A 26,513-nucleotide genomic window follows, 5' to 3' on the forward strand; every position below is an offset into this window, starting at 1 on the left:
GAGAGCAGAGGGGATTCACATGCAGCAGTTGTTTCGTCGCGGCGGGTTGTACCTGGCTATCAGTGGCAGCCTCGCGGCCAGCGTCAGTGGCCCGCTGTGGGCCGCCCAGGTGACCCAACCCGCCGTGCGTTCGTTCAGCGTCGCCCCAGGCCCTCTCGGCCAGGCGCTCAACCGTTTCGCCGAGCAGGCCGGGCTGCGCCTGATGGTCACCAGCGACCTGATCGCCCAACGCACCAGCCCCGGGGTCAACGGCAGTGCCAGCACCGAGCAGGCCCTCGCCAGGCTGTTGTCCGGCACCGGGCTGGTCGCGCAGGTCCAGGGCGACCGCCTGATCGTGCTGCCCGCGCCAACCGAGGAACACGCCCTCACCCTGGACGCCAGCCCGGTGGTCGCCACCGCCGAGGAAGAATCCAAGCAGATGCCCGGCGTGTCGATCATCACTGCCCAGGACATCCAGAAGTCGCCGCCGGTCAACGACCTTTCGGACATCATCCGCAAGATGCCGGGCGTGAACCTGACAGGTAACAGCGCCACGGGCGTGCACGGCAACAATCGCCAGATCGACATTCGCGGCATGGGCCCGGAGAACACCCTGATCCTGATCGACGGCAAACCCGTCACCTCACGCAACGCGATCCGCTACAGCGTGACCGGCGACCGCGACACCCGCGGCGACACCAACTGGGTGCCGGCCGAGCAGGTCGAGCGCATCGAGGTGATCCGTGGCCCGGCGGCGGCCCGCTACGGCAATGGCGCGTCAGGTGGGGTGATCAACATCGTCACCAAGCGGCCCGACGACCAGACCCACGGCACCCTGTCGCTGTACACCAACATGCCTACGCACCACGACGAGGGCGCCACCAAACGTGCCAACTTCAGCCTCAGCGGCCCCTTGACCGACACCCTGCACTATCGGCTCTACGGCAATGTCAGCACCACCGACAACGATGACTTCGACATCAACAAGAATCATCAGCCGGCCGGCAGCACCAAGTTGCCCGCAGGGGCCGAAGGGGTACGCAACAAGGACCTCAATGCCTTGCTGACCTGGCGACTCGACGATCGTCAGTCGCTGGAATTCGAGACCTCCTTCAGCCGCCAGGGCAACCTCTATGCCGGCGAGAGCCAAGGCAACGTCGACACCTCGAACAAGCTGGCGGGCAACTACCTGGGCCGCGAAACCAACAAGATGTACCGGCAGACCTACGCCATCACCCACAACGGCGACTGGGACTTCGGCACCAGCAAGTTCTTCCTGCAGTACGAAAACACCCGCAACCGCCGCCTCAACGAAGGCCTGGGTGGCGGCGCCGAAGGCTTGATCAACTCCGATACCTTCACCACCAGCGAATTGAAGAACTGGCTCGCCCACGGCGAGTTCAACTTGCCGTTGGCCACGGCCATACCGCAGACCATGACCCTCGGCGGAGAATGGACGCGCCAGGAGCTGAACGACCCCGCGTCGCTGAGCGCGACCACCTCCACGACCAACCCGCTGGCCGGCTACGCCGGTGTGACGCGCAACAGCGAAGTCGGCGCGACCATCGGCTCGCTGTTCGCCGAGGACAACATCGAACTGGCCGAGGGCACCATGCTCACCCCGGGCGTGCGCATGGACGATCACCAGGACTTCGGCCCCAACTGGTCGCCGAGCCTGAACCTGTCGCAGCGCTTCTGGGACGACTTCACCTTCAAGGCCGGCATCGCCCGCGCCTTCAAGGCGCCCAACCTGTACCAGCTCAATCCCAACTACATGCTGGTCAGCAACGGCAACGGCTGCTCCATGGGCGGCACGAGCGGTTGCTACATTCTCGGTAACGCGCACCTGGACCCTGAAATCAGCGTCAACAAGGAGCTTGGCATTGAATTCAAGCGCGACGGCTGGGTGGCAGGCCTGACGTATTTTCGCAACGACTACCGCAACAAGATCACCGTCGACCTGACCGACTCGGTGGCCAGCGCCGGCAGCTACGAGGTGTACCAATGGGCCAATGCCAAGAAGGCGGTGACCCAGGGCGTCGAAGGTACGCTGCAAATCCCCCTGGCCGACAACCTGACCTGGTCCAACAACGCCACTTGGATGATCGAGTCGAAGAACAAGGACAACGGCAACCCGCTGTCGCTGATTCCCAAGTACACCCTCAACTCCATGCTCGACTGGCAGGTGACGCCCAAGCTGTCCTCGCAACTCAGCCTGACCAGCTACGGTCGCCAGAAACCACCGACCAACGCCACCACCCGCTCCGAGGCCACTGGCGGCGTCAATACGCAGTCGCTCGGCAGCTACAGCCTGGTAGGGGTCAATCTGGGCTACAGCCTGACCGAACACATCCGGCTCGGCGCCGGGGTCAGCAACCTGTTCGACAAGCGCCTGTTCCGCAAGGGCAACGCCAGCGCAGCCGGTGCGGCGTCGTACAACCAGCATGGCAGGGCGATCTACACCAGCCTCACGGCGTCGTTCTGAGCACCCGCGAAACGGCCATCGATGGCAACCCTGCGGCGGCATTTGGAGCCCCAAATGCCGGGTCGAAGGTCGTTGACGCGTTCCGTCTGAAACCCCCGCTGAAAAATGCACTTTGCCCTGCGCAACGGGAGTCACACGTGAACACAGACCTTCCTGTGTTGACTTGAGGTAAGCGATCATGGCTAACAATCAAGACAAGGGCAGCGCCCAAGGCGGCAATGCCCAGAACGATATGGACAAGACCGGCCAGAAAGGAGGCCAGGGATCGGGCGGTGGCATGCAGGACCAGCAAAGAGGTGGACAGCAGTCCGGCCACAAGCCCGAGGACAAGATGAACAAGGACTGGGAAAAATCCAGGGACACGGGAAGCCAGGGTGGGCAGAAAGCCCCAGGCGGAACTCAGCAGAAAGATCAGGACCGTTGATGTTCGTGGATGTCTAGCAACCCCGACAAGCCAGCTCCCCTCGTAGGAGCCGGCTTGCCGGCGATGGTGAAATATCAGGAAACACTCGCCCGACTCGTCTGCATCGGTTAGCATCCCTGCCCAGGAGATGGTGATCCTCCTTGAATCGCCGCAATCCCCTGCGGCTGATGACGCCTACAGATACCTGACCTCCGTCGGGGCTGTAGGCGCATGCGCGCAACTACCCCCTTCGTTGGTCAGCCCGATCCTCTTCGAGCTCATGGCCAATGCAAAAACCACATCGTTTCGAACAACTCGCCCTGCTGCCCTACCTCGGCAAGTGGCTGCTCATCGCCAGCGCAGTCGCCGCACTGGCGGGCAGCGCCTCGGCGTTTTTCCTGATCGCCCTCGACCAGGCCACGAACTGGCGAGAAACCCATCCATGGGTGATCTGGCTGCTACCGGTCGCAGGCTTGCTGGTCGGCCTGGTCTATCACCTGGTCGGCAAACCGGTGGACGCCGGCAACAACCTGCTCATCGACGAAATCCACGACCCAAAGCAGGTGGTGCCCCTGCGCATGGTACCGCTGGTGCTCGGCGGCACGCTGGTGTCGCACCTGTTCGGTGCCTCGGTTGGCCGTGAAGGCACTGCCGTGCAGATGGGCGGCGCCCTGGCCGACCAGCTCACCTACCTGCTGCGCCTGGACCGCAGCGACCGCCGCGTGCTGCTCATGGCCGGTATGGCCGCAGGCTTTTCGTCCGTGTTTGGCACCCCGCTGGCTGGCGCGGTCTTCGGCCTCGAAGTGCTGGCGATCGGGCGTATGCGCTACGACGCGTTGTTCCCCTGCATCGTCGCCGCCATCGTGGCCGACCAGGTGTGCCTGGCCTGGGGCGTTCAGCACAGCCAATACACCGTCGGTGAAATCGTGCCGTTCGGTGTGTGGAGCGTAGCCGCAGTGGTGATCGCCGGCATACTGTTCGGCCTGGTGGGCATGCTCTTCGCCACCGCCACGCACAAGCTCGGGGCCCTGGTGAAACGCTCCATCACCTATGCCCCGTTGCGTCCGTTGCTGGGTGGGGTGGTGATCGCCAGCGCCGTGTTCGCGCTGGATGCCCATCAGTACATCGGGCTGGGCATTGGCGATATCGTGCGTTCGTTCCAGGAGCCGATGCAGCCTTGGGATTTCTTCGGCAAGCTGGTGTTCACCGTGGCGTCGTTGGGCACGGGCTTCAAGGGTGGCGAGGTCACACCGCTGTTCTACATCGGCGCAACGCTGGGCAACGCCTTGGCGCCGGTGTTGCACATGCCGTTTGCATTCATGGCCGGGATTGGCTTCGTGGCAGTTTTTGCAGGAGCGGCCAACACGCCTGTCGCTACCACGTTGATGGCGATGGAGCTGTTTGGTGCCGATATCGGGCCTTGGGCGGCGATCGCTTGCGTGACGGCGTATCTGTTTTCCGGGCATGCGGGGATTTACCAGGCGCAGCGGGTGGGCCACGCAAAGCTTCGGCGCCGGAGCGCAGATAGCGTGTGATTGGCGAAGGCAGAGGTGAGCCGGTAGACGCGGGTTCATCGGGGCGCGGCCTCCGCGAAAGGGCCCGCCCAGCGGATGATCGCCCCTCATCCAAGCGCAGCGTAGCGTTGCAGAAGCCGTGGGTTGCTGATCGCCAGCTTGGCCTGCGTGAGCGCAAGCAGGCTGCTCCACGCAGTGCCCTGATCATGCTCGCCCGTACGTATCGCCAACGCCAGCCGGCGCTCATTCAGGACAGTCTCCACGGCAGGCGTGGCAGTTTCCCGCGCGGCGATCGCCAACGCGTTGGCGATCATGCGGGCCTCGTAATGCAGGTGCTCCGGCAACGCCGGCAGCAGCTTGTCCAGCAAGCTGGCACGCGCCGTCAGCATCAGGTCGCTGGCATCAGGTAGTCGGCTCATCGGGCGCTCCCGGCAGTCAGGTTGAGGATTTCGATCTCAAGCTCCGGCAGCAACCTGCCAGTCAAGGCCAGCTCCAGCGAGCGCTCCTGCCCGCTCAGGTGCCGTTGCGCCTGCTGCAGAGCGATCACGCCCCAGCGTAGATGCGCCAGTACCTGCCAGAACACCAGGTCGGCGCGACTCACCGCCACGCCACCTGCGTTACGGTAGGCTGCCAGGAAGTCGTGCAGATCGCCGATCCCGCCCGCATCGCGCTGCGGTGCGGCAAAGCGCCAACAACGTGCGCTGAACCAGCCAAGGTCTTCGCGTGGGTCGCCGCAACTGGCGAACTCCCAGTCGAGGATACCGCTGAGGCGGCCCTGGTCGACCAGGTAGTTACCCGTGCGAAAGTCCCGATGGATCATCCGCACCGGCAACGCCTCGGGCAGGTTCAGCTCGCACCAGCGCAAGCCCCATTCCAGTACCGGCTGTGGCTCTTCCAGGCTGTCGAGGTACTCCCGGTACGTTTCGATAGCCACCACGGCAGATGGTTTTTCCGGTACCTGCAAGAAAGCCAGGCCCGCCATTTCTGGCGTCAGCCGGTGCAGGTTGGCCAGGCTCTGTGCCAGGTCGTCCAGCAGCAGCCGCGTCTGCGGCTCGCGGGTCAGGCGGTGGCCTGCGGCGCTGCCAGGCAGGTGCTGCATGAGAAAGTAGGGGCGCTGCAAGGTCGGGCTGTGCGCCACCAGCAGCAATGGCCGGGGTGCGCGCACCCCGGCATCGACCACCCGGCTGAGCACGGCGAACTCCTGGCGCCGGCCAAGGCTGACGTTCACCGACGAGGGCGAGTCGGTACGCAGCACCCAACGCTGCCGTCCTGCCTGCAGGCCACCTTCGACATCGACCTCCAGCGCCCAGTTTTCCTGGATGGCGCCGCCCGAGAGGCGCTGCGCCGAATGAATCTGGATGTGCCGGGCGCCCAACTGCGGCGCCAGCTCGGCGGCCAGTGCCTGGCGCAGCGCCGGGGCGTCCAAATGGATGGGTGAAGCGGATTGGCGACTCATCTCGATCCTTGCAGTCAGATACGGCTCGCCAACTCGGCGGGCAGGTGATGGGTAGTGTTGAAACTGCGCAGCGACACCCGGCCCGGCTGGAACACCAGTTCACTCAAGGCCACGTTATCGATTACCAGCAGCAGCTCGGCGAGGCGGCTATGCGGTAGTCCGAGTACCTCTGCCACCAGGGTTGCGATGGTGCCCGCCGAGGTCACCGCCAATACCCGACGGCCCTTGCCCGGCTGCTCGATGAGCTCCTGCAGCCAGGCCATCGCCCGCTTGGCGAAAGGCTCGACCGGCATGCAATCGGCGATATCCTCGGCGCCGGCAGCCCAGCGACGGATCTCTTCGCCATACAGCCGCGCACGCGCAGCAGGCGCCTGCGACCAGGCAACCTTGCCCACCCGCAAGCGCGCCGAGCGCAGCAGCGCATTGCCCTCGGCAAACTCGTCGAGCGCCTCCATGGTCACACCCGCAGCCATTCCCGGCATGGCTGCCGACACGGCGGTGGCGGTGTCCAGGTGGCGCCGTCGCGGGCCGACCATTACCTGGTCGAAGCATAGGTCGCGCTCAGCCAGGGCGACCCCGGTGCTCAGCGCCTGGCGTAATCCCAGCGGCGACAGGCGGTCATAGTCGTCGGCACCGAACGAGGCCTGGCCGTGGCGCAACAGATAGAGACTGGACATGGCAAGCTCCTCAAAGCGAACTGACCAAATGGCCGCCGTCCACCGCCAGGGTGGCCCCGGTGATCGCCCTGCCCGCCTCCGAGGCCAGCAACAGCAAGGCGCCGTCGAGGTCGCGCGGTTCGGCGAAGCGCCGCTGCGGGATGCGCGCCATCAGCCTTTGCCCGGCCTCGCTGGCGAGGAACCCGGCATTGAGTTCGGTACTCACGTAGCCAGGGGCCAGGGCATTGACGCGGATGTCATGCCGAGCGAGCTCCAGCGCCAAGGCCCGGGTCAGTTGCAACACGCCGGCCTTGGACACCGCGTAGGGTGCCACCGCACCGGCCACCCGCTCGCCCAGAATCGACGCGATATTGACGATGCTGCCGCCACGCCGGGCCTGGCGCATATGCCGCGCGCCTTCGGTAGCCACCAGCCAGCAGCCCTTCAGGTTGGTGTCGATGACGTGGTCCCAATCGGCTTCGCTCTGCTCCAGTGCCGGCTTGCCCAAAGAGACCCCGGCATTGTTGACGATGATGTCCAGCCCGCCGTCGGCCTGGGCCGCTTGCAACCCCTGACGCACCGACTCGGCGTCGCACACGTCCAGCGCCAGGGCCTGGGCCCTGCCGCCACGCTCGGCGATACACGCCACCAGCGCCTCGAGCCGCTCGACCCGCCGCGCCGCCACCACTACCTGCGCCCCCGCGGCGGCCAGGGTCTGGGCGAAATGCTCGCCCAGGCCACTGGAAGCGCCGGTCACCAGGGCCCGCTTGCCCGTCAGGTCGAACAACCCGTTCATGCGCCCTCCCCGGCCTTGCAGGCCTGGCGGTCGATATGCCGGGCAATGCTCCAGCGATGGGTTTCCGACGGGCCGTCATAGATGCGGAACGCCCGCAAGTCACGGAAGATCCGCGAGACGATGCGCTCACCCGTTACCCCGCTGCCGCCCAGCACCTGCACGCTGCGGTCGACCACCCGCCACAGCGCCTCGGAACACAGCACCTTGGCCACGCTGGACTCATGCCGCCCCTTGTTTCCCTGATCGAGGAGCCAGGCGCAATGCCAGATCGCCAGGCGCGCGCTGTGCAGGTCCATTTCGTTGTCGGCCAACTGGAAGCCGACGCCTTCGTGGTCGATCAGGCGCTTGCCGAAGGCCTGGCGCTGGGTGGCGTAGGCCACCGCTTCGTCATGCGCCCGGCGGGCCTGGCCGAGCCAGCGCATGCAGTGGGTCAGGCGTGCCGGTGCCAGGCGGACCTGAGCGTAGCGCAGGCCCTGGCCGGGCTCGCCGAGCACGTCCGCGGCAGGCACGCGCAAGCCTTCGAAGCGCACCACGCCGTGGCCGCCGGTGAAACAGGAGTCCAGCGAATCCATCAGACGCTCGACCCGCACGCCAGGCTGGTCCATGTCGGCCAGGAACATCGTGGCCTCGCCATCTTCCAGGCGCGCCATGATGATCGCGAAACCGGCCCCCCGGGCCCCGGTGATGAACCACTTGAGGCCATCGATCACGTAGTCGTCGCCGTCGCGCCGGGCCGTGGTCTGCAGCATCGACGGATCGGACCCGGCCCCCGGCGCCGGTTCGGTCATGCAGAAGCACGAGCGCACCCGGCCCTCGACCAGTGGCCTGAGCCAGCGCTGCTTCTGCGCGGGGCTGGCGACCTGCTCGAGCAGGTGGATATTGCCTTCGTCGGGAGCGTGGATGTTCAACGCCACCGGCCCGAGCGGCGAGTAGCCCGCTTCCTCGAAGACGATGGCCTTGGCCACATGGGACAGGCCCAGGCCACCGAACTCGACACCGGCATGCGGGCTCAGCAGGCCCCATTGCCGGGCATGCGCGACCAGCTCGTCGCGCAGCGCTTCGTGTGGACCGTGGCCGTCCTGGCGGGCATCGTTTTCGTAAGCGGTGACCACCTCGGCGACGAAGTGCCGGGTGCGTTCCTGCAGCGCCTGCAGGGTTGGATCGAGTGTGAAATCCATGACGACTCCTGATTCAGCGCGGGCTCATGCGAATGGCACCGTCCAGGCGCCAGCTGGCACCGTTGACATAGCCGTTCTCGATCATCGACACGGCCAGCGCCGCAAACTCCTCGACCTGCCCCAGGCGTTTCGGGAAAGGGACCGAGGCGCCAAGGGCATCCAGCACCGGCTGGGGCGAGCCCTTGAGCAGCGGGGTATCGAATATGCCGGGCAGGATGGTGTTGACGCGAATGCCCTCGTTGGCCAGGTCGCGGGCCACCGGCAAGGTCATGGCGACCACGCCCCCTTTGGACGCCGAATAAGCCGCCTGGCCGATCTGGCCATCCTCGGCCGCCACCGAGGCAGTGTTGATGATCACCCCACGCTCGCCACCTTCCAGGGGCGCCAGGCTCAGTTGGCCGGCCGCCGACTTGGCCAGGGTGCGGAAGGTACCCAGAAGGTTGATCTGCACGATGCGCTCGAAGGCATCGAGCGGGAAATGGCGAATCTCACCGCTGGTCTTGTCCCGCGAGGCGGTCTTGATGGCATTGCCGGTTCCGGCACAGTTGACCAGCACCCGCTCCTGGCCCAGGGTCGCGCGGCTGGCGGCGAAGCCTTCGTCGACACTGGCGTCGCAGGTGACGTCGACCTTGAAGAAGGCCCCGCCGATCTCGGCGGCCAGCGCCCTGCCCTGTTCATCGTTGAGGTCGAACAGGGCCACTTTCACCCCATGTGCGGCGAGTGCGCGAGCCGCTGCCGCGCCCAGGCCGGAAGCACCGCCGGTGACCACCGCGACAATCGTGTTATCCAGTTTCATGTGGGTTTCTCCTGGCGCTCAGAGGCGCTCGATGATCGTGACGTTGGCCAGCCCGCCGCCTTCGCAGACGGTCTGCAGGCCATAGCGCTTGCCTTCGCGACGCAGCGAATGCAGCAGCGTGGTGATCAGCTTGGTACCGGTGCCCCCGAGCGGGTGGCCCAGGGCGATGGCGCCACCGTTGATGTTGAGGCGCGCAGGGTCCGCGCCGGTGGCCTGGAGCCAGGCCATCGGCACCGGGGCGAAGGCTTCGTTGACTTCGTAGAGGTCGATGTCGGCCAGGCGCAGGCCACTGCGTTCGAGGGCGCGTCGAGTCGCCGGGATCGGCGCCTCGAGCATGATCACCGGGTCATCGCCGAGCACGCTGATGTGATGGACGCGGGCCAGTGGCTGCACGCCCAGGGCCTTCAGGCCGCGCTCGTTGACCACCATCACCCCGGAGGCGCCATCGCAGATCTGGCTGGCGTTGGCGGCGCTGATGCAGCCGCCCTCGACCAGCAGCTTGACCTCGGCGATGCCTTGCAGCGAGGCATCGAAGCGGATGCCTTCATCCTGGGTATGCCAGGCCTGGGAACCATCCTCCAAGGTGATCTGCACCGGCACGATCTCCGCGGCGAAACGCTCCTCCAGGGTGGCGGTGGCCGCCTTGCGATGGCTGTCCAGAGCGAAGGCATCCAGTTGCGCCTTGCCCAGCCCGTACTTGCGGGCGATGGCCTCGGCGCCGTCGAACTGGCTGAACACCACGCCTGGGTAGCGTTGCTGGATGGCCGGGCTGATGTACTGACCATAGCCGGCCTTCTCCGGCAGCCACTGGGCCATGCCCATCGGTACCCGGCTCATGCTTTCCACGCCCCCGGCGATGACCACGTCCTGGGTGCCGGAGAGCACCGCCTGCACGGCAAAATGCAGGGCCTGCTGGGATGACCCGCACTGGCGGTCGACCGTGGTGCCCGGCACGCTTTGCGGGAAACCTGCGGCCAGTACCGCGTTGCGGGCGATGTTGGTCGACTGCTCGCCGAGCTGGCCGACGCAGCCCCAGATGACGTCGTCGATCAGCGCCGGATCGGCATCGCAACGTTGCACCAGCGCCTTGAGCACCTGCGCCGAGAGATCGGCAGGGTGCCAGCCGGACAGCCGGCCATTGCGCCGGCCACCTGCGGTGCGGGCGGCGGCGACGATATAAGCTTCAGCCATTGTTGTTGTCCTCTTGTCATTGGCCAATGGGGGTCAGGCGTCGTAGAAGCGCTTGCCTCGGGCGGCCAGCTCGCGCAGCAGCTCGGGCGCGTGGTACGCCGCGCCCAAGTCGGCGTAGTGGGCGCAGCGCGCCAGCAGGTGCTCGGCACCCAGCCAGTCGGCGTAGGCCAATGCGCCGCCAAGGTAAGCCGGGAAACCCAGGCCCAGCAGCAACGCGGTATCGAGCTCGGCGGCCGAGGCCACCACGCCCTCCTGCAAGGCATGGATCGACTCGACGAGCAGCGCCAGCATCAGCCGCTCGACGATCTGGACGTCGTCGAAGTGGCGCGCCGGGGCCGAACGCGCCGCTTCGACGATGGCATGGGCTTGCAGGTCTGGGGACTTGCGCGGCCGCCCGCCGTCGCCGGCCTGGTAGCGATAGAAGCCGGCGCCGTTCTTCTGACCCAGGCGACCGGCGCCGAGCAGCGCCTTGAGCGCGTTGCCGGGCACCGCCGGCATGCGCGCGGGGAAACCGGCGAAGATCAGGTCGCAGACGTGGCTGCCGGTGTCCAGGCCGACCACATCCTCCAGGTAGGCCGGGCCCATCGGCCAGCCGAACGCCTCGGCGGCGCGGTCCACGGCCTCGAAGTCGGCGCCGTCGTCGAGCAGTTGCAGGAAGGCACGGATGTAGGCCGCAAGGATGCGATTGACCAGGAAGCCTGGGCCGTCCTGCACCACGATCGGCGTCTTGCCCATGGCCAGGGCCAGGCCGACCGCCGTGGCGATGGCGGCATCGCCGGTGCGCTGGCCGCGGATGATCTCCACCAGCGGCATCACCGGCACCGGGTTGAAGAAATGCATGCCGGCGAAGTTCTGCGGCCGTGCCAGAGGCTTGGCCAGGTCATCGATGCGCAAGGACGAAGTGTTCGACAACAACACGGTGTCCGGCCCCACTTCGTGCTCCACCTCGCACAGCACGCGGTGCTTGACGCCCAGATCCTCGACCACGGCCTCGACCAGCACATCGGCCTGGGCGAACCCGGCGTAGTCGAGTTGCGCCACGATAGCGCCGCGCACCTGCCCCGCCCGCGCCTCGCTCAGGCGGCCGGTCGCGACCTGGCGGGCCAGCAGCTTGTCGGCCTCGGCCATGCCCAGGTCGAGGGCTTGCTGGCGAATGTCCTTCATGCGCACCGGGGTGCCGTGCAGGGCACTGGTGTAGGCGATACCACCGCCCATGATGCCGGCCCCGAGCACCAGTGCCTGGCGAATCGGTGCCTGGCCGCCGCGCTGACGCTTGCCGATTTTCTTCACCGATTGGTCGTTGAGGAAGATGCGCACCAGCGAGGCGGCTGCCTGGGTCTTGGCGACCTCGCCGAAGGCCTCGCCTTCCAGGCGCAGCGCTTGCCGGTGGCTCTGGCTCCAGGCCTGTTCCAGCAGGTCGATCACCAGGCCGCGGGCCGGCTGGTGCGGCGCCGCACGCAACTGCTGGCGGGCTTGTTCGAAGGTGCCTGCGGCCGGCGGCACGGCCACACCGCCCAGACGCGCGGCGCGGCGCGCACGCCAGTCCAGGCTGCCATCGACGGCAAGCGCCAGTTGCGCCAGGGCGACTTCACGCAGTTCACCGGCGGTGGCCTTGCGCTCGATCACGCCGACGGCGAGCGCCGCGTCCGCCGACTGCGGCTTGCCACTGACGATCCAGTCCAGCGCCACGTCCACGCGGCTGACCCGCGGCAAGCGCACCGTGCCGCCGTAGCCTGGGATCAACCCCAGGCCGACTTCCGGCAGACCGACCCGCGCCGCCTCGGCCATCACCCGGTAGTCGAAGGCCAGGGCCAACTCCAGGCCGCCGCCCAGGGCGAAACCATTGATCGCCACCACACTCGGCAGCGGCAGTGCTGCCAGGCGCTCGAACAGCTGGTTGGCCTGCCAGGTGTGGGCCACGATGTGCTCGCGACTGCGTTCGAACAACTCGCCGAACTCGGTGATGTCGGCGCCGACCACGAAGACGTCCAGGCCACTGCTGACCAGCAAGCCGCGCAGGCCTTGGCTGTTTTCCAGCAGTTCGGCGGCGCTGGCGAGCTCATCGAGGGTGCGCCGGTCGAGCTTGTTGATCGCCGCATCGGTGCGTTCAAGGGTCAGTTCGGCGAAATCGCCGGCGATGCGCGCCAGGCGCAGGGACTGGCCGCGAAAGAGAATCTCGCTCACTGTGTGCTCCGTTCTTGTTGTTGTGGATCAGCCGGTGAAACGCGCCAGCGATGCCTGCAGGTGATCCTTGGCCTCGGCGACCATGCGCTCGAGCAGCTCGGCGCAACTGGGAACGTCATCGATCAGCCCGACGCATTGGCCGGCGGTGATGATGCCGTCGTCCACCGCGCCGGACTCGAGCGCAGCGCGGCCACGCACACCGGCCACCAGCGGCCGCAGCTCTTCGAAGGCTGCGCCACCTTCGCGGCGTTCGAGGCTGACCACTTCCTCGGAAATGGCGTTGCGCAGCACCCGCGCGGTATTGCGCAGAGTGCGGAAGATCAGCCGCGTGTCGCGCTCGTCGGCGCTCACCAGCGCCTGCTTGATCGCCGGGTGGATCGGCGCTTCCAGGGTGGCGCAGAAACGCGTGCCCATGTTCACGCCCTCGGCGCCCAGCGCCAGCGCCGCCGCCAGGCCGCGCCCATCGGCGATGCCGCCCGAGGCGATGACCGGGATCGACAACCGGCGCACCGCCGCCGGAATCAGCACCAGCCCAGGCACGTCCTCCTCGCCCGGATGGCCCGCGCATTCGAAACCATCGATCGACACCGCATCGACACCATTGCGCTCGGCCGACAGGGCATGGCGCACGGCCACGCACTTGTGGATGACCTTGATGCCAGCGGCCCTGGCCTTGGCGATGAACTCGCGGGGGTTGTTGCCGGCGGTTTCCAGCACCGGCACGCCAGCAGCGATCACCGCATCGAGATAGGCCTCGTAGGGCGGCGGGTTGATCGACGGCAGCAGCGTCAGGTTGACCCCGAACGGTTTGTCGGTGAGGGCGCGGCAGCGATCGATCTCGGCGCTCAACGCCTCGGGCGTCGGTTGGGTCAATGCGGTGATGATGCCCAGGCCGCCCGCGTTGGAGACGGCCGCGGCCAGCTCGGCCCTGCCCACCCACATCATGCCGCCCTGGATGATCGGGTAGCGGATGCCCAGCATTTCAGTGATTCGTGTCTTCATGCCTTCAGCCATCTCTTGCTTCAATGGTCGTGAGGCATGGTCCCGCATCGCCGCCCGGCGCGGCATCGTCGCTTACGACGAATCTTGGCCAGGCGCCTGGCGGTCAGAAGGCGGAAAGGAAGATCTTCAGGGTCTCGATGAAAGCCTGTTCATCGGTCATGGGGTGGGCCTTGATCGCTTCGGCCAGGTGCGGGAACTCCTGCTCGTCGAACTCCGGCATCGGCGCGGTGCCGTTGGCGCGGCTCATCGCACCGATCAGCGCGGAGCCGTAGGTGAGCTTCTCGACGCCTTCGATCACCAGCATGCGCCGCTCGGCGGGTACGTCGTAGCGGTTGACCCAGAAGTCGTAGTACTTGAGCATCAGGTGCCGCGGGAAGAACTGCAGCAACAGCGGAGCCGCCCGCGGGTGGCGCAGGATCGAGGCCCGCACCGCCACCGCCAGCTGGATGAGCTGCTCGCGCCAGTCGTCGGTGTTGTGGGTACGCGGGATGATCGCCTCGACCTGGATCATCCGGGCGATCTCCTCGAGCATTTCCGCCTTACCCTTGAAGTGGTAGTACAGTGACGGCGCCTTGACCCCGAGCTTGCGCGCCACCAGCTGCACGGTCAGGCCCTCGATGCCCTCGTCGTCCACCACTTCCAGCGCGGCGCGCACGGCCAGTTCCTTCGAGATGATCGGTTTGGACGGTCTTCCCAAGTGACATGCTTCCTTTGACTGCTCCGACCGCAGGCGCGGCGGAGTCGGTTGACAGCCGTACGGGCGGCCGGCGGCCACCCTCGATGCGGCATTCTATCAGGCCGCGGCGCGGCGCAGGGCGTCGTATCTGGCAAGGTAGAAGTCGCGGCCGCCAAATTCCCGTTCGAGCAGTGTCACCCGACGGAAATAGCGGCTGATCGCAACCTCGTCGCACATGCCCATGCCACCGTGCAGTTGCACCGCCGCCTGGCCGATGAAGCGGCAGGCCGCCGCCATCACCACCTGCGCCGACGAAGCCGCCTGGCTGCGCCGCTCGGGCACGTGCAGGTTGAGCGTGGCCAGGCGGGAGGCGGAGCCGGCCTTGACCAGGTGCAGGTACATGTCCACCAGGCGGTGCTGCAAGACCTGGAACGAGGCCAGGCGCTGGCCGAACTGGCGACGCTCGCCGAGGTAGGCACGGGTCAGTTCGAGCATCTGCGCCAGCGCCCCCCGCGCTTCGGCGCAGAGCCCGGCGACGGCGATGTCGCGAGCGCCCTCCAACCCTGCCAGGGCCGTGTCCGCCTCACCCAGCAAGGCCGCCGCCGGCAGGCGCAGCTGGCGCAACTCCAGGTCGGCGGCGCAACCACCATCGACGGTCGGGCAGTCGCTGACCCGCAGCCCCGGCGTGTCACGCGGCACCAGGAACAGCGAAAGGCCCTGGGCATCCCCGGGTACCCCGGCAGTGCGCGCCGCCACCAGGAAATGGCTGGCCAGCGGCCCGGACCTGACCATGCACTTGACACCGTCCAGCTGCCACTGGCCGTCACGCCACTGCGCGGCCAGCTCGATGCCGCGAAAATCATAGCGCATACCCGGCTCGGCCCAGGCCAGCACCGGGGTAGCCTGCCCTTGCGCAAGCGCAGCGCGCAACTGCCGGGCGTCGGCACCTGCGGCGCCCTGCAGCAGGTGGCCGGCGACCATCACCAACTCCAGGAATGGCGTGTGCACCAATGCCCTGCCCAACGCCTCCATCACCAGCGCGTGCTCCACATGCAGCGGCGCCTGGTGCGCGTCGGGCACCAGTTCGCCCAGGCCCATCTCGCTCATCAGCCGGCGCCAGAGGCTTTCGCCGGTCACGCTTGCGCTGGGGCGCTCGCGCAAGAAGCGCGCGAGGTTGTCTTGCAGCAGCTGCTGCTCGGTACTCAGGGTGAAGTCCATAACGGCCTCGTCGTTGGGGGCGGCAGCCGCCGCCCGAAATCACCGGGGTCAGTCGGCAAGGATCAGGTCGGCGGCGCGCCAGGCCATGGCCATGGTCGGCCCATTGGTGTTGCCCGCCGGGATCTGCGGGAAGATCGACGCATCCACCACCCGCAAGCCACTGACACCACGCACGCGCAGCGCCGGATCGACCACCGACTCGGCGTCGCTGCCCATGCGGCAGCTACCGACCGCGTGATAGCCGCAACTGCCGTGGCTGTCGTAGGCCGCGAGAATCTGCTCCTCACTGACGCAGTCGGCCCCTGGGAAGGTCTCTTCGGCGATGTACGGCGCCAACGGCGACTGGGCGACGAACTCGCGGGCCAGCTGCAGCGTGCGCACCATCAGTTTGCGGTCGTGCTCGCTGGCCCGGTAGTTGGCCTTGAGCTCCGGCAGCTGGTGCGGGTCGCGGCTGCGGATGTGCACCGAGCCCCGCGAGTCCGGGCGCAGCGGGTAGGCCACCATGCCCATGCCAGCGTGCTTCTCCAGCCCCTGGCGGTGGGTGGCGTAGTCGAAGGTGAAGGGCGCGACCAGGAACTGCACGTCGGGGCGCGGGGCCTGTGGCGAAGACTTTAGCCACACGCCGATCTCATAGGCCGCCGAGGACATCGGCCCGCTGCGACGCAGGACATACTGCAAGGTGTTCTTCAGCAAGCGCAGGCCGGTGTACTCGCGGTTGTCGGAAAGCTCCCGGCCCAGCCGCCATTGCGGCAGGATCCCGCGGTGTTCGATGAGGTTCTGCCCAACCTGCGGGCTGTCCTGCACCACCGCGATGCCCAGGCTTTCGAGCAAGGCCCGCGGGCCGACTCCGGAGCGCTGCAGAATGCCAGGGGAGGCCAGGGTGCCGCAGGCCAGGATCACCTCGCGCCGGGCCTGCAGCTCGCCACTCTGCCCGTCGCCACTGGCCAGCGCGACACCGACCGCCCGCGTGCCGTCGAACAGCACGCGGTCGACGGTGGCGTTGCTGATGACCGTGAGGTTGCCGCGGCCGCGCACTGGGTCGACGAAGGCCCTGGACGCGCTCTGGCGCTGCCCTTTCCAGATGGTCCGCGAGGCATAGCCCACGGCTGGCGCATCGTCGGGCTGGTTGACGTCTTCCTTGCGCGGCAGCCCCATGCTTACCCCAGCGTCGATCACCGCCTCGGTCAGTTCGCTGCGCCGGTCCGGCAGGCTCAGGCGCAAGGGCCCGGCGCCACCCCGGGTCGGCGCGGCGCCCAGCTCGTGATTCTCCAGCGCCCGGTAGGCACCGGCGATATGTTCCCAGGCCCAGTCAGGGCTGCTCTGGGCGGCGATCTCGTCGAAGTCGGCAGGCTGGCCACGCACGTACATCATGCCGTTGATGCTGCTCGAACCGCCCATCAGGCGACCCCGCGCCCAGAGTTCCTCGGCGTGGGCGTTGCCCTCTTCGGGTTGAGCCGGGTACAGCCAGGTGCATTGTGGGTCCTGCATGACCTTGGCCAGGCCCTTGGGCATCTTCACGAAGTAACTGTCGTCCTTGCCCCCGGCTTCCAACAGGGCGACGCGCACGTCGGGGTTGGCGGACAGCCGGTAGGCCAGCACGCAACCTGCCGCCCCCGCGCCGACGATGATGTAGTCGAATTCAGCCATGGCGCACTTCCATTCTTATTGTTGTGTGACCCGGTTGCCGTGCGTCCGCGCGCTTCAGACGATGCGCATGGACAGTTGACAGCGGCCCGAGAGATTTATCTAATCTATGTAGATATTCATGCGCGGTCAACACACACAACAACAACACGCCTCCGATGAGTACCTGCACCCATGATCACAGTCACCTTCGTCCAGCCGGACGACCGCCGAACCCTCGTCAACGCCCCGCTTGGCGCCAACCTCATGGAGGTTGCCGTGGCCAATGGCATCGACGGCATCCTCGCCGACTGCGGCGGCAACCTGGTCTGCGGCACCTGCCACGTCGTCGTTCCAGCGCGCTTCCAGGCCGTGCTGCCGGCGCAAAGCGAGATGGAGCGGGACATGCTCGAATGCGTGCCCGACCCGCAGCCGAACACCCGCCTGTGCTGCCAGATCACCCTCGAAGCGGCCCATGACGGGCTGGAGCTGCATGTTCCGCTGACGCAGCGCTGATCCTCCCGACCCGTACCGCCTGCCACGTCACCGTGCCGAGGCTGAAAAACGCCCTGAAATCTAATTATATTAGTTTTGATGACCATTGCCCTATAACGACAACACGACCAGCAACCTGGTAAGGAACCGTCAATGCTCACCCCCCAACGCCCCGATCACGTCGCCGAGGATCGCCTCTTCGACTTCGACATGTTCAACGTCACCGGCTCCGACGAGCCGGTCGACGATCTTCACGAAGCCTATGCTCGCCGCCTGCATGACCAGGCTCCGGACGTGTTCTATACCCTGCGCAACAGCGGACACTGGGTCATCACCCGCTTTGACGAGATTTCCCAGGTGGTGCGCGACCCCGAGCATTTTTCTGCCTCCGAACAGCAGATTCCGCGGATCGAGCAACCGCCGGTGTTCATACCGCTGAGCCTCGACCCGCCGGCCAACCTGCCCTACCGCCAGGCACTGATGCCGCACTTCTCGCCGAAGAACGTCAAGGCGTTGGAGGAGAAGATCCGCTTCTGGGCCAACAAACTGATCGACGAGGTACTGGAGGACGGTGCCTGTGAGTTCACCCAAGCGGTATCCTCGGCGTTTCCGGTGTCGATCTTCATGGAACTGATGGGCATGCCACTGGCGCGCCTGCGTGAATTCCGCGAGCTCTCCGACCTCTTCTTCTCGACCAATGTCCAGGACGAGCTGCATGCCCTCGGCGGGCAGATCATCGGCATCATGACCGAGTTGATCGAAGCCAAGCGCGTGACGCCTGGCGATGACTTGATCAGCTATCTGCTGGGCGTGGAGATCGAGGGCCGGCCCATTCGCCTCGACGAGATCCAGAACATGTGCTTCCTGCTGTTTCTCGGCGGCATGGACACCGTGGCCAACGCTACCGCATTCACCTTCCGCCAACTGGCCCGGGACCCGCAGCTGCAGGCTCGCTTGGCGGCCGACCCGACACTGATCCCGGCGTTCGTCGACGAGGGCCTGCGCTGCTTCGGCATCATCAGCACGCCGCGCATGGTCGCCAAGGATTGCGAGCGCTTCGGTGTGCAGTTCAAGCAGGGCGACATGGTGTTGAGCCTGCTGCCGATCTCAGGTCGGGACGAACGCCGCAACGAGCGCCCGCACCAGTTCGACATCGATCGCAGCAAGCGTGAATCACTGACCTTCTCGACCGGCGCTCACCTGTGCCTGGGCCACTTCCTCGCCCGGGCGGAAATGCGCATCCTCACCGAGGAGTGGCTCAAGCGCATCCCTGCCTTCAGCCTCAAACCCGAGCAGCCACCGCGCTACCGCATGGGCTATGCCCTGGCGCTGCTGGACCTGCATCTGCAATGGGGCTGAGGCTTCACCCTGGCGGCCATGGCCGCCAGGGTGAAGCTCAGGCGCCGACCGCGCGTGCCCGCTGGAATGCCGGGCGCGCCTTCAGGCGTTCGAGGTAGGCCCGCACAGCCGCCGGGTACTGCTCGCCCAGGCCGAACATTTCGCCCAGCAGCAGTCCGTAGCCCACCGAGATATCCGCCACGGTCAGTTGCTCGCCGCACAGGTAGGCGTTGCCCGCCAGAGCCTGCTCCAAGGCCGGCAGACGCTGCAGCATCTGCCCCCGGTAATCCTCGGCCACCGCCGGCACGCGTTGCTCGCGCGGCAGGAACATCGAATAGCGCAGGACCGTGGCCAGGGGCGCGGCGAGCGCCGTCTCGCCGTGGAAGGTCCAGTCGAGCATCGGGCCGTAGGCCGGCGAGTCGAGCGGCACCAGGCAATGACCGTCGCCATGCTTGCTGGCGAGGTATAGCAGGATCGCGCAGGACTCGTGCAGGCGCACCGCACCATCGACCAGGAACGGCAGCGTGCCGCTGGGGTTCACCTCGAGAAACTGCGGCTGCTTGAGCCGCGGGGGAAAGGCCACCAGCTCCAGTTCGTGGGCCAACTCCAGCTCTTCGAGCAGCCACAGGCAACGCAACGAACGGGTGTCCTTGCTGTGATACAGGGTGATCATGGCACTTCCTCCAGGCAAAAAAAGGCCAGCCGCCCACAGTGGGGTGGCTGGCTGCAAAGGGTATTTCAGCGAATACGCGGCAAGCTCAGATGCGCCTGCGCGTACTGCTCGCGCAGCAGTGGCTTGGCGATCTTGCCGGTGGCCAGGCGCGGCAGGGGCTCGGCGCTGCAGACCATGTAGCGCGGCACCTTGTAGCTGCTCAGGTGGGTGCTGCAATGCTGCAACAGCTCGGGGATGTCACCGCCTTGCAAGCCATGCACGATGGCCAGCGGTGTTTCACCGAAGTTGTCGTCATGGGCGGCGATCACCGCCACCTCGTGGACCCCGGGGTACTCGGAAATCACCCGCTCCACTTCCGCCGCCGAGATGTTCAGGCCGCCGGAGATGATGATGTCCTTGATCCGGTCGAGCATGGTCAACAGCCCCTGCTCGTCGACCACGCCCAGGTCGCCGGTGCGCACCCAGCCATCGACGACCGTCGCCGCGGTGGCTTCGGGGTCGTCCCAATAGCGGACCATGGTGCCCGGGCCCTTGATGACGATCTGCCCCGGTGTGTTGGGTGGGCAGAAGTTGCCCTGCTCGTCGATCACCGCCACGCGGGTGTAGATCGAGCCACGCCCGCATTTTTCCGGGTGGGTGATCGAGGCCTGGTCGGTGTTGAACGTGGCCTGCCCGCCCACTTCGGTCTGCCCGTACAGCTGGCGCAGCAGCACGCCCTTCTCCAGCCAGGCTTCGAGCAACTGCCGCGATACCCGCGCACCGCCCACCAGGCAGTAGTACAAACTGCTCAGGTTGGCGTCACGGAAACCTTCGCAGGCCGCCATGCGCTCGAAGAAGATCGGCGTGCCCATCATGGTGGAGATGCGCTGGGTGACGATGCAGTCCAGCGCCCGGTCGGCATCGAAGGCCTGCTCGAGGAACACCGTGCCGCCATACGCCAGGTACTGCATGAGCACCACATACCCGGCCGAGGTGCTCAAGGGCGCGAACAACAGGATGCGCGCCGCACCGAAGGCGCCAGGGCGAGCCAGGCACGAGTCGGTGATATAGCCCGACATGGTGCGATGGGACAGCACCACGCCCTTGGGCCGACCGGTGGAGCCGCTGGTGGGGATGATCACCAGGTCGGTGTCCAACGGAATCTCGCTGCTGCCCAAGCTGCCAGAGGGCGGCGTGTCGCGCAAGCGCGCCAGTTCGTCGAGGGCGAACACCCGTGCACCGGGAATCTGGTCGCCGATCTTGGCCACCAGTTCCGCGCGCTCGTCGTCATGGAAGATCGCCTTGGTGCGATAGCGGTCCACCAGGAGGTAGGAAGCCTCGCTGAAGGTAAAGCGCGGATTGACCGGTGCCAGGATCGCACCGGCCAGCATCGCGGCCTGGCTCAGTACCACCCAGGTCAGCGAGTTGCCGGCCATGACCCCGATGCGGTCACCGCGCTCGATGCCCTGGGCCACCAGCCACTCTGCCGCCGACTCGGCCCAGCCACGCAGTTGCGCGTAGCTGACCTGGTCGTCGCCCACCACCAGCGCGGGCACGTCCGCGCGCTCGATGGCCCACCAGTTGAAAGTCTCGATAAGCGTACCGGACATCTTGTTTTTATCCTCAGGTCAGCGTGTGGCAGTACCGGCGATACCGCGAGGCGTGAACATAGCGGGAAGTCGCACGGTTTTGTAGAACTTGACTTCGGCAGGCTTGCCCGAGTCCTTGCCCAACCAGGTGAAGGCGTAGTTGCCGCGGTTGAAGTCATAGAAGCTGTAGCTGCCATTGGAAACGCCGCCCAGACCGGTGTACTCGAAGATCGGGTAGGTGTAGCCGACGCGGTACAGCGCTCCGCCATGGTCATAGCCTTCGGTCGCCAGTACCAGCCAGGAGTCCTCGTCGAGGAAGTAGCGACGTTTCTCGTAGGCATGGCGCGCGCCCGGTTTGAGCTCGGCTTCGACGACCCAGACTCGGTGTTTTTCCCAGCGGATGAAGTCCGGGTTGAGGAACTTCTTGCCGAGCACTTGCTTGTAGTCGGCCTGCAAGGTCTTGTAGCTGTTGTACGGCAGGATCATCTCCTGGCGCCCTACCAGCTTGTAGTTGAAGCGGTCCATGCGGCCAGAGAAGAGGAATACTTCATCGTAGAACTGCGTGCCACCGAATGCCGACGACGGGATGTCGTAGGTGTAGTTGGGGGCTACCCGCACACGCCGCTGGCTGGGGTCGTAGAACCAGGCCAGGGTGCCACCGGAGCCGTAGTCCAGGCGTTCCTTGCGCAACTGGGCGTAGCCGGCGACGTTGACCGGCGCGCTGGTGACGATGTTGGCCATGTCGGTCAGACCGGCGTTGTCGGCCGTCTGCAGTTGCGGCTCGTACATGACGTTGGCCTTGTGCATGGTCCCTTGCGACAGGTTGGAGATGCTGCCGTTGGAGTCGATCATGTACGAGCCGGCGGTCAGCTCGAGGTACGGAATGTAGGTGAAGTAGCGGTTCCACATGGCCTCGACCCCGCTCTTGGGCGCAGGGAACGGTACCCCGGCGAAGGCGTTCTCGATGCGGTCGCCTTCGCTCTCCCCGGCCAGCTTGGCCTGGCCGGCTTTCTCGGCAGTGTTCTTCAACACCTCCTCTGGCCAGTGCATGCTGCGATGGGTCGGGTAGACATCGATGCGGTAGCCGTCGAAGCGGTCGAACAGCGCCTGGGTGCCCGGCGTCAGCTGGTCCTTGTACTGGGCCAGGTTCTGCTTGGTGATGCTGTACAGCGGCTTGTCGGCGGCATACGGGTCGATGTAGTCGCCGTTGCCCTTGTAACCGGCTGGCGGCGTGGTCAGGCCGCCGGAATAGGCGGGTATGCTGCCATCGGCATTGGCCCCCTTGATTGCGCCGAACACGGTCAGGTCCTCGGCCCAGGCCGAAGCCGTGGCCATGCCGACCATCGCGGCAAGGCCCAGCGAGGTCAGGCCCAGTTTCCAGTTGCGCATCGTCATCGTTGTTCTCCGCTCTGCGTTTTTTTTTGTTGAACTTTCGCTTTCACTGCTATCGGCTTTCAATGGACGTCGGCTATCGACGCCGAGCGCTGCGGCTCGGACTTGGCGTGTGGCTGGCGCGGGTCGCCGCTCGCCTCATCGACGCCGGCCGGGCAGGCATCGGTGCGGGCGAACTGGCGCTGTAGCAGGAAACAGGACAACGCCGGGATCAGCGCCAGGGCGCCGATCATGTTCCAGATGAACATGAAGGTGAGCAGCCAGCCCATGTCGGCCTGGAACTTGATCGGCGAGAAGATCCAGGTCACCACCGCCACCGACAGGGTCACGCCGATCAGCGCCACCACCTTGCCGGTGAAGTTGAGCGCGTTGCGATAGGCCTGGGCCAATGGCACGCCGGCGCGCAGGTGGGCCAGTTGCACGCTCAGCAGGTACAGCGCGTAGTCCACGCCGATGCCCACGCCCAGCGCCATCACCGGCAAGGTCGCGACCTTCAGGCCGATGCCCAGCCACACCATCAGCGCCTCGCACAACACGGTGGTGATGACCAGGGGAATGATCGCCACCAGCACCGCGCGCCAGGAGCGGAAGGTGATGAAACACAGCAAGATCACCGCCAGGTACACCCAGAGGATCAGTTGGTAGTGCGCCTGGCGCACCATGTCGTTGGTCGCCGCCTCGATGCCGGCGCTGCCGGCCGCCAGCAGGAACTGGCGATCGGGGGTGTCGTGGCTGGCGGCGAACGCCTGGACGTAGTCGACCACCCGCTCCAGGGTTTCGGCCTTGTGGTCGGCCAGGTAGGCGATCAGCGGCGCCACCGAGTAGTTGTCGTTGACCAGGTCCGGGTAGGTCACGGCGATCTGCGACAGGGCATTGGTGGTCATCAGCGGGTCACGCGGGATGCTCAGCCACTTCGGGTTGTTCTCCGAGTTGCCCGAAGTGAAGGCGCGCGCCAGGCTGCCCACCGACACCGTGGTCTGCACCCCCGGCAGGCGCCGCAGCCCCTCCTCCAGACGGTCCATTTCCAGCAGCGTCTCGAAGCTGTTGATCTTGCCCGGTGCAGTGCTGACGATGACTGCGAACTGATCGCTGGAAAGGCCGAAATTGCCGGTGATGAACGCGTTGTCCTGGTTATAGCGCGAGTCCGCGCGCAGTTCCGGCGCCCCTGGGTCGAGGTCGCCGATGCGCATCTCGCGGCTGGCCAGGTAGCCTGCGACCAGCAGCACGGCTGCCACCCCCAGCATGATCCTGGCCGGCCCCGGCTGGGTGAAACGCACCAGGAACTCCAGCCGGCTCGGCGCGTTGTCGGCGCGCAGGCTGCGTTCGGCGGCGCGGGCCGACACGCCGGTGAACGACAGCAACACCGGCAGCAGGATCAGGTTGGTGAAGATCAGCACGCCGACACCGATGCTGGCGGCGATCGCCAGCCCCTGGATCATCGGGATGTCGATCATCACCAGCACGGCAAAGCCCACCACGTCTGCCAGCAGCGCCGTGAGCCCGGCCAGGAACAGCCGGCGGAAGGTATAGCGCGCCGCGACATAGGGGTGGGTGCCACGGCCGATGTCCTGCATCACGCCGTTCATCTTCTGCGCGCCATGGGAGATACCGATGGCGAACACCAGGAACGGCACCAGGATCGAATACGGGTCGATCTCGAAGCCCATCAGGTGGAAGATCCCCAACTGCCAGGCCACCGCTGCCACCGAGCACAGGGTCACCAACAGCGTACTGCGCACGCAGCGGGTATAGACGAAGATGATCGCCATGGCGATGAAGGCGGCGAAGACGAAGAACACCATCACTTTGCCCAGGCCAGCCACCAGGTCGCCCACCAGCTGCGGGAAGCCGACGACATGGATGCCGATCTTGTCGCTCTCGAAGCTGCGAAGGGTCGCCAGGCGCTCGGCGAACTCGGCCGAGTCCACGGTCTTGCCGGTGTCGGCGTAGCGCTCGAGTAGCGGCACGAACAGCAAGCTGGACTGGCCGTTGTTGGCCACCAAGGTGCCCCCGAGGCTGGCCCGGGCGACGTTGCGCTTGAGCAGCGCCAGCGACGCCTGCGAGCCGTTGTAGTCGTCCGGCATCACCGGGCCGCCGACGAAGCCCTGGTCGGTCACTTCGGTCCAGCGCACCGCCGGCATCCACAGCGACTTCATGAATGCACGGTCGACGCCCGGCAGCAGGTAGATGGTGTCGTTGATGCGCTTGAGGGTGTCGAGGTATTCCTCGTCATAGATATCGCCCTGCTTGTTCTCCACCACCACCCGCACCGCATTGCCCAACCCGCCAAGGAACTGCGCATTGTCGAAATAGTTGCGAATGAAGGGGTGCGACTGCGGGATCATCTGGTTGAAGTTGGCGCCCACGGTCAGCTTGGTCGCCTGCCAGCCGAGCAGCACGGTGGCCAGCAACGACAACAGGATGACCAGGCCACGGGTGTTGAAGATCAGGCGCTCGATGCGGTCGCCGCTGCGCCGGTCGAACTGCGCCAGGCTCGCCACCACGGGCATGTCGTTGAGGCGGGAAACGCCACTGTTCATTGCTGGTCACCTCGTTTTACTTGCAGGTTCGCCGCGGGTTCCTGGCGCAGGCCCTGGACGCCGGCGAACAGCGTTCTGCCGGGGCTAACGGCGACATCGGTGTAGAGCATCGGCGCACGCGCGCCAACCGCCTGGAAATGCCCAAGGTCGGCCGCCAGGGCCAGCACCTCGCCACCGGCGGTGATCGCCGTGAAGGTGCGTTGCCCTGGGTCGTAGGCGATACGCGTGACCAGCTGAGTCAGCCCGGTACGCAGCGCCGACCAGTGCTCGCCGGCATCGAAGCTGGCGTACAACGTGCCGGCCAACCCGCCCGCGAGCAGTACCTGGTCGTGCCCGGCGATACTGAAGAACGAGCCCTGATGCGGCGTTTCGATACGGCGGAACTGCCGTGTGCGGGCGTCGGCCTTGAACACCACGCCTTGCTCGGAGGTGATGAACAACTGGTCGCCCACCTGGGCGATGGCGTTGAGGTGCAGGAAGTCAGGGTTGTCGATCTGCTGCAGCGCCGGGCGCCAGTGTTCGCCGCCATCCTCGCTGGCTACCAAGGTACCGAACGGGCCGATGGCCAGGCCGTTGCGCGGATCGACGAAGTGCACCGCGAAGAACGGCAGTACCGGCCCTGCCTTGAAGTTGGCCTGCAACTGCTGCAGGTAGGTGTCGCGCGCATCCGGATCGAGGGTGTCGTCGGTTTCGTAGTCATGGCTGAATTGCGCCAGCAGCTGACGCCCGTCGAACTGCTTGTGCCAGCTGCGGCCGCCGTCACGGCTGGCCAGGATCACGCCGTCCTGGCCGACCGCCCAGCCCAGTGCGGGGGAGACGAACGACACGTCGAGCAGGTCGGAGCTGACCGGTGAGGCCACCTGCTGCCAGTGCTGGCCGTCATCCTCGCTGCGCAGGATCACCCCACGCAGGCCCACGGCCAGCAGCGCATCGCCCGCTCGCGCCAGCGCCTGCATGGGCAGGTTGGCCAGGGTGCCGGGGTATTGCTGCGCCGGGGTGTCCAGCGGATCGGCGAAGCCCTGCGCCATGGCCAGGTCTGCCGCACCGAGGGCGAGCGTGAGACAGAGCCCTGCACGGAGGAGTTTTTCGGTGCACTTCAGGCGCCACATACGGGAGTCCTTGTTGTTATTGGTTTTCTCGGTGCGATCCCCGACAGGCCGGGGCTGGCTTCGATTTTAAGAGGCTGGGCCGTGTTGCCATCGTCGGATACGACGATTTGGAAGCGGTGGGGAGGCTGGCAAGGATGGCGTGAGTGATGTGGGGGGGCGCCGATCGAGCGCCGCGCGGGCGGCGCTCGATTTCAGCGGCGCTGCATCTCTTCAGCCAAACCCCACGAAGCGCCGCACACAT

At 66.4% G+C, this 26,513-nt stretch carries 22 protein-coding genes and 1 riboswitch; of the genes, 5 read left to right on the forward strand and 17 right to left on the reverse strand.

What is annotated here, in order from left to right; translation table 11 throughout:
* The first annotated feature begins 19 nt into the window (after positions 1–19).
* From IAE37_RS05030 to IAE37_RS05040, 3 genes are all read left to right on the forward strand, one after another.
* The gene (locus tag IAE37_RS05030; protein ID WP_328822694.1) at positions 20–2,464 is read left to right on the forward strand and encodes a FepA family TonB-dependent siderophore receptor; all 2,445 of its coding nucleotides are present in this window, start codon (positions 20–22) and stop codon (positions 2,462–2,464) included.
* A 178-nt stretch (positions 2,465–2,642) separates the two neighbouring features.
* Positions 2,643–2,888 (forward strand): hypothetical protein, encoded by a 246-nt coding sequence (locus tag IAE37_RS05035; RefSeq protein WP_201170158.1) that lies wholly within the window; start codon positions 2,643–2,645, stop codon positions 2,886–2,888.
* A gap of 114 nt (positions 2,889–3,002) precedes the next feature.
* Positions 3,003–3,072, forward strand: a riboswitch (Fluoride riboswitch).
* 82 nt (positions 3,073–3,154) lie between these two features.
* On the forward strand, positions 3,155–4,402 hold the full coding sequence (locus IAE37_RS05040) for a voltage-gated chloride channel family protein (protein ID WP_201170161.1): 1,248 nt from the start codon (positions 3,155–3,157) through the stop codon (positions 4,400–4,402).
* Between the two features lie 86 nt (positions 4,403–4,488).
* Here IAE37_RS05040 and IAE37_RS05045 read toward each other — a convergent pair whose 3' ends face one another.
* From IAE37_RS05045 to IAE37_RS05100, 12 genes are all read right to left on the reverse strand, one after another.
* On the reverse strand, positions 4,489–4,800 hold the full coding sequence (locus tag IAE37_RS05045) for a DUF6285 domain-containing protein (RefSeq protein ID WP_201170162.1): 312 nt from the start codon (positions 4,798–4,800) through the stop codon (positions 4,489–4,491).
* Positions 4,797–5,837 (reverse strand): phosphotransferase family protein, encoded by a 1,041-nt coding sequence (locus IAE37_RS05050; protein ID WP_201170164.1) that lies wholly within the window; start codon positions 5,835–5,837, stop codon positions 4,797–4,799. The genes IAE37_RS05045 and IAE37_RS05050 overlap by 4 nt, the downstream gene beginning before the upstream one ends.
* A 14-nt stretch (positions 5,838–5,851) precedes the next feature.
* Positions 5,852–6,514, reverse strand: coding sequence for a histidine phosphatase family protein (locus tag IAE37_RS05055; protein ID WP_201170167.1), 663 nt, complete (start codon positions 6,512–6,514; stop codon positions 5,852–5,854).
* Positions 6,515–6,524: 10 nt separating this feature from the next.
* A complete protein-coding gene (locus IAE37_RS05060; protein WP_201170169.1) occupies positions 6,525–7,289 on the reverse strand; it encodes an SDR family NAD(P)-dependent oxidoreductase in 765 nt (254 codons plus the stop codon).
* On the reverse strand, positions 7,286–8,467 hold the full coding sequence (locus tag IAE37_RS05065; protein WP_201170171.1) for an acyl-CoA dehydrogenase family protein: 1,182 nt from the start codon (positions 8,465–8,467) through the stop codon (positions 7,286–7,288). The genes IAE37_RS05060 and IAE37_RS05065 overlap by 4 nt, the downstream gene beginning before the upstream one ends.
* 13 nt (positions 8,468–8,480) lie before the next feature.
* The gene (locus IAE37_RS05070; RefSeq protein ID WP_201170174.1) at positions 8,481–9,263 is read right to left on the reverse strand and encodes an SDR family NAD(P)-dependent oxidoreductase; all 783 of its coding nucleotides are present in this window, start codon (positions 9,261–9,263) and stop codon (positions 8,481–8,483) included.
* An 18-nt stretch (positions 9,264–9,281) separates the two neighbouring features.
* Positions 9,282–10,454, reverse strand: coding sequence for an acetyl-CoA C-acetyltransferase (locus IAE37_RS05075; protein ID WP_201170177.1), 1,173 nt, complete (start codon positions 10,452–10,454; stop codon positions 9,282–9,284).
* A gap of 33 nt (positions 10,455–10,487) precedes the next feature.
* On the reverse strand, positions 10,488–12,638 hold the full coding sequence (gene fadB / locus IAE37_RS05080; protein WP_328822695.1) for a fatty acid oxidation complex subunit alpha FadB: 2,151 nt from the start codon (positions 12,636–12,638) through the stop codon (positions 10,488–10,490).
* A 27-nt stretch (positions 12,639–12,665) separates the two neighbouring features.
* Positions 12,666–13,640 (reverse strand): NAD(P)H-dependent flavin oxidoreductase, encoded by a 975-nt coding sequence (locus IAE37_RS05085; RefSeq protein WP_201170180.1) that lies wholly within the window; start codon positions 13,638–13,640, stop codon positions 12,666–12,668.
* Positions 13,641–13,743: 103 nt separating this feature from the next.
* Complete coding sequence (locus IAE37_RS05090) at positions 13,744–14,337, reverse strand: TetR/AcrR family transcriptional regulator (RefSeq protein ID WP_201170183.1); 594 nt, start codon at positions 14,335–14,337, stop codon at positions 13,744–13,746.
* Positions 14,338–14,433: 96 nt separating this feature from the next.
* Entirely contained in the window at positions 14,434–15,534 is a 1,101-nt protein-coding gene (locus IAE37_RS05095) for an acyl-CoA dehydrogenase family protein (RefSeq protein ID WP_201170199.1), read from the reverse strand.
* 48 nt (positions 15,535–15,582) lie between these two features.
* Positions 15,583–17,181 (reverse strand): GMC family oxidoreductase, encoded by a 1,599-nt coding sequence (locus IAE37_RS05100; RefSeq protein ID WP_201170202.1) that lies wholly within the window; start codon positions 17,179–17,181, stop codon positions 15,583–15,585.
* Between the two features lie 171 nt (positions 17,182–17,352).
* On the opposite strand from IAE37_RS05100, the gene IAE37_RS05105 reads away from it, so the two are divergent.
* Positions 17,353–17,673: a 2Fe-2S iron-sulfur cluster-binding protein gene (locus tag IAE37_RS05105; protein ID WP_201170205.1), complete on the forward strand. Its 321-nt coding sequence runs from the start codon at positions 17,353–17,355 to the stop codon at positions 17,671–17,673.
* A gap of 132 nt (positions 17,674–17,805) precedes the next feature.
* Positions 17,806–19,011, forward strand: a complete 1,206-nt coding sequence (locus IAE37_RS05110; RefSeq protein ID WP_201170208.1) for a cytochrome P450 — start codon at positions 17,806–17,808, stop codon at positions 19,009–19,011.
* Between the two features lie 37 nt (positions 19,012–19,048).
* Here IAE37_RS05110 and IAE37_RS05115 read toward each other — a convergent pair whose 3' ends face one another.
* From IAE37_RS05115 to IAE37_RS05135, 5 genes are all read right to left on the reverse strand, one after another.
* Positions 19,049–19,663: a glutathione S-transferase family protein gene (locus tag IAE37_RS05115; RefSeq protein WP_201170211.1), complete on the reverse strand. Its 615-nt coding sequence runs from the start codon at positions 19,661–19,663 to the stop codon at positions 19,049–19,051.
* 65 nt (positions 19,664–19,728) lie between these two features.
* Positions 19,729–21,252, reverse strand: coding sequence for a class I adenylate-forming enzyme family protein (locus IAE37_RS05120; RefSeq protein ID WP_201170214.1), 1,524 nt, complete (start codon positions 21,250–21,252; stop codon positions 19,729–19,731).
* Between the two features lie 18 nt (positions 21,253–21,270).
* Entirely contained in the window at positions 21,271–22,626 is a 1,356-nt protein-coding gene (locus IAE37_RS05125; RefSeq protein ID WP_201170218.1) for a DUF1329 domain-containing protein, read from the reverse strand.
* 59 nt (positions 22,627–22,685) lie between these two features.
* On the reverse strand, positions 22,686–25,163 hold the full coding sequence (locus tag IAE37_RS05130) for an efflux RND transporter permease subunit (protein ID WP_201170221.1): 2,478 nt from the start codon (positions 25,161–25,163) through the stop codon (positions 22,686–22,688).
* Entirely contained in the window at positions 25,160–26,272 is a 1,113-nt protein-coding gene (locus IAE37_RS05135) for a WD40/YVTN/BNR-like repeat-containing protein (protein WP_201170224.1), read from the reverse strand. The genes IAE37_RS05130 and IAE37_RS05135 overlap by 4 nt, the downstream gene beginning before the upstream one ends.
* Positions 26,273–26,513 lie beyond the last annotated feature (241 nt).

This window comes from Pseudomonas sp. S31, from assembly GCF_016648105.1.
Taxonomy (GTDB): Bacteria; Pseudomonadota; Gammaproteobacteria; order Pseudomonadales; family Pseudomonadaceae; genus Aquipseudomonas.

Bases quoted from the DNA above. Each gene is read 5' to 3' on its own strand.
- IAE37_RS05030 (WP_328822694.1), top strand. From the start codon at position 20: ATGCAGCAGTTGTTTCGTCGCGGCGGGTTGTACCTGGCTATCAGTGGC.
- IAE37_RS05035 (WP_201170158.1), top strand. From the start codon at position 2,643: ATGGCTAACAATCAAGACAAGGGCAGCGCCCAAGGCGGCAATGCCCAG.
- IAE37_RS05040 (WP_201170161.1), top strand. From the start codon at position 3,155: ATGCAAAAACCACATCGTTTCGAACAACTCGCCCTGCTGCCCTACCTC.
- IAE37_RS05045 (WP_201170162.1), bottom strand. From the start codon at position 4,800: ATGAGCCGACTACCTGATGCCAGCGACCTGATGCTGACGGCGCGTGCC.
- IAE37_RS05050 (WP_201170164.1), bottom strand. From the start codon at position 5,837: ATGAGTCGCCAATCCGCTTCACCCATCCATTTGGACGCCCCGGCGCTG.
- IAE37_RS05055 (WP_201170167.1), bottom strand. From the start codon at position 6,514: ATGTCCAGTCTCTATCTGTTGCGCCACGGCCAGGCCTCGTTCGGTGCC.
- IAE37_RS05060 (WP_201170169.1), bottom strand. From the start codon at position 7,289: ATGAACGGGTTGTTCGACCTGACGGGCAAGCGGGCCCTGGTGACCGGC.
- IAE37_RS05065 (WP_201170171.1), bottom strand. From the start codon at position 8,467: ATGGATTTCACACTCGATCCAACCCTGCAGGCGCTGCAGGAACGCACC.
- IAE37_RS05070 (WP_201170174.1), bottom strand. From the start codon at position 9,263: ATGAAACTGGATAACACGATTGTCGCGGTGGTCACCGGCGGTGCTTCC.
- IAE37_RS05075 (WP_201170177.1), bottom strand. From the start codon at position 10,454: ATGGCTGAAGCTTATATCGTCGCCGCCGCCCGCACCGCAGGTGGCCGG.
- IAE37_RS05085 (WP_201170180.1), bottom strand. From the start codon at position 13,640: ATGAAGACACGAATCACTGAAATGCTGGGCATCCGCTACCCGATCATC.
- IAE37_RS05095 (WP_201170199.1), bottom strand. From the start codon at position 15,534: ATGGACTTCACCCTGAGTACCGAGCAGCAGCTGCTGCAAGACAACCTC.
- IAE37_RS05100 (WP_201170202.1), bottom strand. From the start codon at position 17,181: ATGGCTGAATTCGACTACATCATCGTCGGCGCGGGGGCGGCAGGTTGC.
- IAE37_RS05105 (WP_201170205.1), top strand. From the start codon at position 17,353: ATGATCACAGTCACCTTCGTCCAGCCGGACGACCGCCGAACCCTCGTC.
- IAE37_RS05110 (WP_201170208.1), top strand. From the start codon at position 17,806: ATGCTCACCCCCCAACGCCCCGATCACGTCGCCGAGGATCGCCTCTTC.
- IAE37_RS05115 (WP_201170211.1), bottom strand. From the start codon at position 19,663: ATGATCACCCTGTATCACAGCAAGGACACCCGTTCGTTGCGTTGCCTG.
- IAE37_RS05120 (WP_201170214.1), bottom strand. From the start codon at position 21,252: ATGTCCGGTACGCTTATCGAGACTTTCAACTGGTGGGCCATCGAGCGC.
- IAE37_RS05125 (WP_201170218.1), bottom strand. From the start codon at position 22,626: ATGACGATGCGCAACTGGAAACTGGGCCTGACCTCGCTGGGCCTTGCC.
- IAE37_RS05130 (WP_201170221.1), bottom strand. From the start codon at position 25,163: ATGAACAGTGGCGTTTCCCGCCTCAACGACATGCCCGTGGTGGCGAGC.
- IAE37_RS05135 (WP_201170224.1), bottom strand. From the start codon at position 26,272: ATGTGGCGCCTGAAGTGCACCGAAAAACTCCTCCGTGCAGGGCTCTGT.